Raw genomic sequence first — 8665 nt, forward strand, 5'->3', positions numbered from 1 at the left:
GACGGGCATGATCGACGTTTTTCTGCCGGCAGCGCTGGATCCGCTGACCGCGGGTCTGCTGCTGGCCGCCTCCCTGGTGACCTCGATGATCACAGCGGCCCTGGGGGCCGGCGGTGGTGTGCTGCTGCTTGCCCTGATGGCCCTGTGGTTGCCACCGGTGGCAATCATACCGGTGCATGGACTGGTTCAGCTCGGCTCCAATACCGGGCGCTTCGCCATGACATGGCGCCGGGCGGATTGGGGGGCTCTGGCCGCCTTCGCCCCCGGGGTCATCCTCGGCATGCTCGCTGGCGCCCTGGTGCTGGTGCGCCTGCCGGAGCAGCTATGGCAGGTAACCATCGCAGGGTTCATCCTGTTCCTGTGCTGGGGGCCGTCACTGCCCGCTGCCGCCCTCGGGCGCACGGGCATACTGCTGGCATCCACGGTCACCAGTTTCATCACGCTGTTCGTTGGTGCCACAGGTCCGCTTGTGGCTGCGTTCATCAAGCAGCTCCATGAGGACCGTTTCCGCACCATTGCGACCTTCTCCGGCGCCATGACGATGCAGCACCTCCCCAAGGCGCTGGTGTTCGGTTTGGCCGGTTTCCACTTTCCCGAATGGTTACCCTGGGTGGGCGGAATGATCGCCTGCGGCCTCGTGGGTACCCGGCTGGGGCTGCACCTGGTTCACCGCATGGGCGATCATACGTTCCAGCGACTGTTCAGCATCATCCTGACGCTGCTGGCACTGCGCCTGCTGTGGCAGGCGCTGGCCTCCTGATTACTTCCAGATTTCCCCGTCCACACGATCCTGGAGTTCCGGATAGTCACTGAGCTGGAAGTGGGGTATCCGCCCCTGCTTCCGCTGGGCGAGATAGTCCCTGGTCAGCTTCACCACGGTGCCCGAGAGGAAGACGATGGCGATGAGGTTCACCGTGGCCATCAGGCCCATGGAGGCGTCCGCCGTGTTGAATACAGTGATCACCGCCTGGTAGCCACCCCAGATCACCATCGCCAGTGCTGCACCGCGCAGGGCGTAGAGCCAGGCGCGTGACTGGGCGCCCAGGTACACCAGCGCGTTCTCGGCGTAGGAGTAGTTGGCGACAATGGAGGTGAATGCGAAGAACATGATGGCGATGGCGATGAATTCACCGCCCAGATCACCGAGATGACTCTCCATGGCAACCTGGGTGAGCTCCGCCCCGGTGACATCAGCACCGCCTTCCATAACCCCCGAAAGCAGGATCATGACCGCGGTGGCGGTGCAGATCACGATTGTGTCCACAAAGACCGCAAAACCCTGGATCAGCCCCTGGGACGAGGGGTGGTGAGGAACCGGTGTGGCGGTGGCAGCAATGTTCGGCGCCGAGCCCATGCCGGCTTCATTGGAGAACAGGCCACGCTTGATGCCGTTGAGCATGGCGGCGGTGATGGAGCCGGCCGCGCCGCCGGCAGCTTCGCCGAAGCCGAAGGCGTTCTGGACGATGCCCGCCAGGATGCCGGGCACCTCGGAGATGTTCATGATCATGATCCCTATGGCCAGGAGAACGTAGAGGCCGGCCATAATGGGCACGATCAGCTCGGCGAAGCGGGCGATTGAGCGCAGTCCGCCGAAGATCACCAGGCCAGCGACCACAGCGACAATGATGCCGACCAGACCCTGGTTGATCCCGAAGGCACCCTCAACCGCCGTGGCGATGGCATTGGACTGCACGGCATTGAACACCAGCCCGAAGGACAGGATCAGGCAGAGCGCGAAGATCACTCCGGCCCAGGGGGCGTTCAGACCACGGGCCATGTAGAACGCCGGGCCACCGCGGTACTGGCCCTGCTCATCCCGAACCTTGTAAAGCTGGGCGAGGGTGCTCTCGGCATAGCCTGTGGCCATGCCGACCAGCGCCACCATCCACATCCAGAAAATAGCGCCGGCACCGCCCAGGTAGAGCGCCACCGCAACACCGGCCAGGTTGCCTGTGCCCACGCGCGAGGCAAGACTCGTACAGACGGCCTGGAAGGGCGATATGCCGGACTTGTCGCTCTGGCGGGAGCCGCGGATGGCGCGGATCATCTCACCGAAGTTGACGAACTGCAGGAAGCCAAGGCGGATCGTGAAAAACACGCCCACGCCCAGCAGCCCGTACACGAGGATGTAGTTCCAGAAGATGGTATTCAGAAAGCCGACAGTGGATTCCAGCAAAACGGGGCCTCTTGCAGGTGGCTGGTCAGGTGGTATTTTGAAGGTTTACCGCGAAACCATACCAGCTGAGCAGCCCTTATATGAATGACAAGAACAAGGAAACGGTCAGTCCGACCCTGGATCGCCAGCGTGAGATCTATCTCAATGGACTCAGTGGTGACCGCCCGACGGTCCCCGTGGATTACGATGAGCTTGAGGTGCGCGCGGAGCGGGCGCTTGCGCCGGAGGCGTTTGCCTACATCGCGGGTGGCGCCGGGCATGAGCACACCATGGACAGCAACCGTGAAGCATTCGGCCAGCGTCGCATCCTGCCGCGCATGCTCAACGATGTCTCCGAGCGTGATACCAGCGTAACGCTCTTTGGAAGGCGCCTGCCCAGTCCCTTCCTCCTGAGCCCCATCGGTGTGATGGAAATGGTTGATCCGAAGGGGGATGAGCTTGTGGGCCGGGCCGCGGCCTCGGAAGGCGTGCCCATGATCTTCTCGAACCAGGCTTCCCAGCCCATGGAGCATGTTGCCGGCGCCATGGGCGACGGCCCGCGCTGGTTCCAGCTCTACTGGAGCAAGTCCGACGACCTTGTGAAAAGTCTGGTGAGCCGGGCCGAGGAAGCAGGGTCTGAGGCCATTGTGGTGACCCTGGACACCACCATGCTGGGCTGGCGCACCCGTGACCTGGACCTGGCCTACCTGCCATTTCTGCGCGGCAAGGGCATTGCCCAGTACACCAGTGACCCGGTCTTTCTGAGGCGCCTCGAACAGGCGATCCAGGAGGGTGGTGACGCTGCCCCCAAGCCAAGAGTGACCATGGAAACGCTGAAAGTCCTCCGGGACGTGGCCCAGTCCTGGCCCGGAAGTACTCTGGAGGGACTTCGCTCCGGCAAGGCGAGGGCGGCGGTCCAGGAGTTCATCAACACCTACTCAAGGCCCTCGCTGACCTGGGACGATCTCGCCATGCTGCGCGAGCATACCCGTCTTCCCATCCTGCTCAAGGGCATCCTGCATCCGGAAGACGCCCGTATGGCAGTGGATTACGGCATGGATGGCGTCATCGTCTCCAATCACGGCGGGCGTCAGGTGGACGGGGCAGTCTCAAGCTTCGAGATGCTGCCCGGCGTTGTGGAGGCGGTGCAGGGCCGCGTGCCCGTGATTCTCGACAGCGGCATCCGTGGCGGGGCGGACGTATTCAAGGCACTGGCGCTGGGCGCTACGGCCGTGGGGCTGGGCCGCCCCTGGGTCTACGGGCTGGCGCTCAATGGCGAAGAGGGTGTGCGTGAGGTCCTGCGCAACCTGAAAACGGATTTCGAGCTGACCATGGGGCTTGCGGGTTGTTCCTCCACAGCGGAGATATCGCCGGAACGGTTGGCCTGACACGCGGCGGCTGCCCGTGATGCGCTATGGCCGGCGGGTGTGACCAACAATCCGGCCAGGTGCTGTTGCCGTCTTCCGGTTTAGGTTTCACAATTCAGCACCACGGATCCTTTTGGGAGAAACGGATGATGATCAGGGCTCTGAACACTTTCTGCGCAGCACTTGTGCTGCTTCTGGTGGCTCTGCCGGCAATGGCGCAGCCACTTTCTGATGATCGGATTGAGCGCTTTCTTGCAAGCCTCGAGGATCTGGAAAGCCTGGGCGAGCAGGTTGAGAACACGGACATGTTCGGGGACATGGGCCAGGAGATCCAGGAACAGGCCATGCGCAAGGGCGAATTCCGGCCCATGCGCATGATGGTTGAGAAGATGCGTGACCATGAGATGCACGATGAGTTCGCGGCCGCGGTCTCCGATCATGGGTTCCAGCGTCCCGAGGACTGGGCGGATACAGGCGACCGCATTATGCGCGCCATGGCGGCAATGGAGCTGAAAAAGCACAATCGTGGCGACATGCAGGCGGAAATGGGCGCCATGATGGAGCAGATGGAGAACAACCCCAATATCTCCGAGCAGCAGCGCAAGCGCATGCGCCAGCAGATGGAGCAGGCCATGGCAGGGATGAAGGCGATGGCCGATGCGCCCGAGGAGGACATTGAGGCCGTCCGGCCCTATCGTGACCGGATCCGTGGCGCGATGAACGACTGAATCCAGTCAGCGGGAGGAAACAGCGTGATCCGGATTCTGGTTGTGGATGATCATGAGCTCGTGCGTACCGGCATAACACGGATGCTGGCGGACGATGAAGAAATCGAGATCATGGGTGAGGCCGACTCCGGTGAAGCAGCCGTGGACCAGGTCCGGCAGGACCCACCGGACGTGGTTCTGATGGACCTTCGGATGCCCGGCATTGGTGGACTGGAAGCCATGCGGCAGATTCACCGGATCAATGACGACGTGCGGGTGATTGCCGTGACCGCCTGTGCCGACGATCCCTACCCGACGCGGGTGATGCAGGGCGGCGCCCATGCCTATATCACCAAGGGCGCGGATCTTCAGGAGATGCTGCAGGCGGTGCGCCGTGCCTCGCTCGGTCAGCGTTACATCAGCCCGGAGATCGCCCAGAAGATGGCGCTGGGCCGGGTCAACGGGGGCTCGGAGGAGTTCAGCGCCTTCGACGAACTCTCGGAGCGTGAGCTCCAGATCGCCACCATGATCGTGCAGGGCCAGAAGGTACAGGTCATCTCGGACAAACTCTGTGTGAGCCCCAAGACTGTGAACACCTACCGCTACCGGATCTTCGAGAAGCTCGGTATCGACAGTGACGTGGAGCTGACCCTGAAGGCGGTGAAATACGGCCTGCTGGATGCCGATGAAGTCTGAAACCGCTGAAGCTTTTGATTCCGCTGCTTTTCTCAAGCAGGTAACCGAGAAGCCCGGCGTCTACCAGATGTACGACGCCAATGGCGACATTCTCTACGTGGGCAAGGCCTCCAACCTGCGCAAGCGCCTGGCCAGCTACTTCCGCAAGCAGGGGCAGGCGATCAAGACCCAGTCACTGGTCAGCCGGATCGCTGACATCCAGGTCACGGTCACCGCCAGTGAAACCGAGGCGCTGCTGCTGGAGCAGAACCTCATCAAATCGCAGCGCCCGCCGTACAATATCCTGCTGCGCGACGACAAGTCCTATCCCTACATCTACCTCTCGAATCACAGCGACTATCCGTCGCTCACCTTCCGGCGTGGCAAGAGCAAGCGGGATAAAGGGACCTTTTTCGGTCCCTTTCCGTCCGGCGGGGCGGTCCGGGAGAGCCTGAACATCCTCCAGAAGGTGTTCCGCATCCGCAACTGCAGCGAAAGCTACTTCCGTAACCGCACACGCCCCTGCCTGCAGTACCAGATCAACCGCTGTACCGCGCCCTGTGTGGGCATGATTTCCCCAGAGGACTACCAGCAGGATGTCCGCCGTGCCCGGCTCTTCCTGCAGGGTAAGAACCCGGAGATCATCCAGGAGCTGATGGACGCCATGGAGCAGGCGTCGACCAGCCTCGATTTTGAAAGGGCGGCCCAGTTCCGGGACCAGATCAATTACCTGCGCCACGTGCAGGAGCAGCAGGCCATCGAGGGCGGCAGCGCGGAGCTGGACGTGATCGGCCTCAGCCAGGAGGCGGGCGTGGTCTGTGTGGTGGTGCTGTCCGTGCGCGGTGGCCGGATCGTTGGCACCCAGCATTTCTTCCCCCGGCTGTCCATGGACCAGGAGGAGAGCGAGCTCATCACCGCTTTCATTGGCCAGTTCTATCTGGGGGAAGACAACCCAAGGGAGATTCCCCGCGAGATCATCGTGGCGGAGGAGATTCCGGACCGGGAAGTGCTGGATCAGGCACTGTCCAACCAGGCCGGCCGGGATACCCGTGTGCGCCATCGGGTGCGCGATGAGCGCCGGCGATGGCTGCAGATGGCCCGCACCAACGCCGAGGAGACCCTGCGCAGCCATCTATCGAACAAGGAGACCGTCTACCGGCGGCTGCTGGCGCTGCGGGAGCTGCTGGAAATGGACGAGATCCCGGCCCGCATGGAATGCTTCGACATCAGCCACAGCCAGGGCGAGAACACGGTCGCATCCTGCGTGGTTTTTGACGAGAATGGACCCCTGAAGAGTGACTACCGGCTCTATAATATTGAAGGCGAAACGGCCGGGGATGACTATGCGGCCATGGGGCAGGTTCTGCGCCGCCGCTATCGCCGCATCAAGGCGGGCGACGGCAAGCGCCCGGACCTGGTGTTCATCGACGGGGGTCTCGGCCAGCTCAATGTGGCGCGCACGGTCTTTGATGAACTGGGAATTGACGACATTACCCTGATCGGCGTGGCCAAGGGCGAGGCGCGCCGCGCCGGTATGGAAGAGTTGATCGAGGCGTTGACCGAGAACCGTTTCCGGGTACCACCGGACTCGCCGGCGCTGCACCTGATCCAGCACATTCGGGACGAGGCTCACCGGTTCGCGATCACCGGCCACCGGCAGCGACGTGACAAGAAGCGCAGCAGCTCCACCCTGGAGGGAATCCCTGGCGTGGGGCCGCGCCGGCGCCGGGACCTGATAAACTACTTCGGTGGCCTGCAGGAGCTGCGTAAGGCCAGCGTTGGTGAGATTGCCAAGGTTCGGGGGATCAGTGAGACCCTGGCCGAATCCATTCACTCAGCACTGCACAACGAGTAGCGCATGAATCTACCCAACATCCTCACCTTTTCGCGGATCGCCATGATCCCGCTGTTCCTGCTGGTCTTCTTCATGCCGTTCCAGTGGGCCTACATGGCGAGCGCCGTCATTTTCGCGGTGGCGGCGGTAACCGACTGGCTGGATGGTTTCCTGGCCCGGCGCTGGGACCAGTCAACACCGCTGGGTGCCTTTCTGGACCCGGTGGCGGACAAGCTCATGGTGGCCGGGGCGCTGGCGGTGCTGATCCACGATTACGGCTCCCTGTTCCTGACCATCCCGGGCATTGTGATCATAGGCCGTGAGATCGTCATCTCGGCATTGCGCGAATGGATGGCGGAAATGGGCAAGCGCGCCAGTGTGGCCGTCTCGCTCGTCGGCAAGGTCAAGACGGGCTTTCAGATGGTTGCCATTGTGATGCTGCTGGCCTATCCGCCCGGTGAGCCTGTTGCCATGGCCGGGCTTGCGATGCTGGCGATAGCAGCAGCGCTCACGCTCTGGTCAATGTGCGTCTACCTGAAAGCCGCCTGGGAGGAGATCAACGCGACCTGATTACGGCCGGAGTGTTTGGCGCGGTACAACAGCCCGTCCGCATGCTGGATAAAGGCTCTGAGAGTCTGGCTGTGGTCGTACTGGGTAACGCCGATGCTCACTGTTACCGGGGTATCACCGGCATGGATGCTGGTCTCGGTGGTCTGGCGCAGGGTTTCCGCCACCTGTTGTGCACCCTCCAGATCGGTATCCGGCAGGATCACAAAGAATTCCTCACCGCCCCAGCGGCCCAGGGTGTCGGTTGAACGCAGGCGTTCGCTCAGGATGACACCCAGCTGAACCAGAACCTGGTCACCCATCTCATGCCCGTAGTGATCATTGACGGACTTGAAATGATCAAGGTCCAGCGCGAGCAGTGACAGCGGCTGACCGCTGCGGTGGGCCCGGTTGAGCTCCTCCTCCAGCACCTGCTCTGTCCGGCGCCGGTTGGGGAGGCCGGTAAGCTGGTCTTCGTGGGCCATGCGCTCAAGCCGCTGCTGGAGCTGGCGCGTTTCGGTCATGTCCCGGGAGAAGCCAATAAAGCCGGTGAAGGTGCCGTCCTCACTGAGCAGAGGCACTTTCTCGGTCTCATAGACCCGTATGCGACCATCCGCTGCTGTAAAGGTCTCCTCGCCCTGCTGCGGGGCGTACGTGGCGAGCACCCGGTCGTCCAGCCCCCGGCAGTTTTCCGCTGTCTCATGGGAAAGTAAGTCCTCGTCCCGTGCGCCGACGATGGCATCGGGATCATGGCCGTAGAGGGCCGCTGTCCTGTGATTCAGGTAGACGTAGCGCCGGTCGGTATCCTTCAGGTAGATACAGGCGGGGGCATGGTCGAGGACGGTTTCAAGAAGGGCCTGTTTCTCCCGCAGCGCCCGTTCCAGCTGTACCTTCTCGGTTATATCGGTGCAGGCGCCGCTCATGCCGTGGATACTGCCGTCGGCGCTGACAAGAGGCCGCTTCACGGTCCAGAACCAGCGTTCCTCACCGGTGGCGGCGATGACGTTGCGCTCCTGGGTCTCAATCGCACGCCCCTGGCGCAGGACCTGTTCGTCGTTCTCGCGCAGATCCCGGGACTGATCCAGCGAGAAGAAGGTGCTGTCGTCGCGCCCCAGTATGGCTTCTTCCGGAAGGCCGAACAGGTTGCGGACGCGCTCGTTGACATAAGTATAGCGCCCCTGAAGGTCCTTAATGAAAATGAACGAGCCAAGGCTGTCCACCGCCGCCCTCAGGTCATCCAGTTGCTGGCGGGTATCCGTGGTCGCCTGCGGTTTTCCGGTTTCCATGCCACCGCTTCCCGTATTGGATACTGGTTGATCGCATAAATTACTTCAGTGATTCCTATGATGCAAAAAATCCTTTACCGGGTACTGCCTGGTGA

Annotated in this window: 8 protein-coding genes; 6 read left to right on the plus strand and 2 right to left on the minus strand. The window is 62.3% G+C overall.

Going from position 1 to position 8665, the window contains the following annotated elements:
• The first annotated feature begins 7 nt into the window (after nucleotides 1-7).
• Complete coding sequence (locus GLW01_RS07910; protein WP_095616828.1) at nucleotides 8-760, plus strand: sulfite exporter TauE/SafE family protein; 753 nt, start codon at nucleotides 8-10, stop codon at nucleotides 758-760.
• Here the strand turns inward: GLW01_RS07910 and GLW01_RS07915 are convergent, their stop codons facing one another.
• Nucleotides 761-2176, minus strand: a complete 1416-nt coding sequence (locus tag GLW01_RS07915; protein ID WP_237416531.1) for an alanine/glycine:cation symporter family protein — start codon at nucleotides 2174-2176, stop codon at nucleotides 761-763.
• Nucleotides 2177-2256: 80 nt separating this feature from the next.
• Between GLW01_RS07915 and GLW01_RS07920 the strand changes: the two genes are divergently transcribed.
• The 5 genes from GLW01_RS07920 to pgsA all read left to right on the plus strand — a co-directional run bounded on the left by GLW01_RS07920 (nucleotide 2257) and on the right by pgsA (nucleotide 7308).
• The gene (locus tag GLW01_RS07920) at nucleotides 2257-3543 is read left to right on the plus strand and encodes a lactate 2-monooxygenase (RefSeq protein ID WP_160898725.1); all 1287 of its coding nucleotides are present in this window, start codon (nucleotides 2257-2259) and stop codon (nucleotides 3541-3543) included.
• 125 nt (nucleotides 3544-3668) lie between these two features.
• Complete coding sequence (locus GLW01_RS07925) at nucleotides 3669-4250, plus strand: hypothetical protein (protein WP_160898726.1); 582 nt, start codon at nucleotides 3669-3671, stop codon at nucleotides 4248-4250.
• Nucleotides 4251-4274: 24 nt separating this feature from the next.
• Nucleotides 4275-4925 (plus strand): UvrY/SirA/GacA family response regulator transcription factor, encoded by a 651-nt coding sequence (uvrY, locus tag GLW01_RS07930; protein ID WP_151439559.1) that lies wholly within the window; start codon nucleotides 4275-4277, stop codon nucleotides 4923-4925.
• The gene (uvrC, locus tag GLW01_RS07935) at nucleotides 4915-6759 is read left to right on the plus strand and encodes an excinuclease ABC subunit UvrC (protein WP_202405628.1); all 1845 of its coding nucleotides are present in this window, start codon (nucleotides 4915-4917) and stop codon (nucleotides 6757-6759) included. The genes uvrY and uvrC overlap by 11 nt, the downstream gene beginning before the upstream one ends.
• A 3-nt stretch (nucleotides 6760-6762) precedes the next feature.
• Nucleotides 6763-7308 (plus strand): CDP-diacylglycerol--glycerol-3-phosphate 3-phosphatidyltransferase, encoded by a 546-nt coding sequence (gene pgsA / locus GLW01_RS07940; protein WP_160898727.1) that lies wholly within the window; start codon nucleotides 6763-6765, stop codon nucleotides 7306-7308.
• On the opposite strand, the gene GLW01_RS07945 is transcribed toward pgsA, so the two are convergent.
• Nucleotides 7269-8570, minus strand: coding sequence for a sensor domain-containing diguanylate cyclase (locus GLW01_RS07945; protein ID WP_160898728.1), 1302 nt, complete (start codon nucleotides 8568-8570; stop codon nucleotides 7269-7271). The genes pgsA and GLW01_RS07945 overlap by 40 nt on opposite strands.
• Between the last annotated feature and the right edge of the window lie 95 nt (nucleotides 8571-8665).

Source organism: Vreelandella halophila, from assembly GCF_009856365.1.
In the GTDB taxonomy this organism is placed as follows: domain Bacteria; phylum Pseudomonadota; class Gammaproteobacteria; order Pseudomonadales; family Oleiphilaceae; genus Halospina; species Halospina utahensis_B.

Coding starts and splice junctions, on each gene's coding strand:
- GLW01_RS07920 (WP_160898725.1), top strand. CDS start 2,257: ATGAATGACAAGAACAAGGAAACGGTCAGTCCGACCCTGGATCGCCAG.
- uvrC (WP_202405628.1), top strand. CDS start 4,915: ATGAAGTCTGAAACCGCTGAAGCTTTTGATTCCGCTGCTTTTCTCAAG.
- GLW01_RS07925 (WP_160898726.1), top strand. CDS start 3,669: ATGATGATCAGGGCTCTGAACACTTTCTGCGCAGCACTTGTGCTGCTT.
- GLW01_RS07945 (WP_160898728.1), bottom strand. CDS start 8,570: ATGGAAACCGGAAAACCGCAGGCGACCACGGATACCCGCCAGCAACTG.
- pgsA (WP_160898727.1), top strand. CDS start 6,763: ATGAATCTACCCAACATCCTCACCTTTTCGCGGATCGCCATGATCCCG.
- GLW01_RS07910 (WP_095616828.1), top strand. CDS start 8: ATGATCGACGTTTTTCTGCCGGCAGCGCTGGATCCGCTGACCGCGGGT.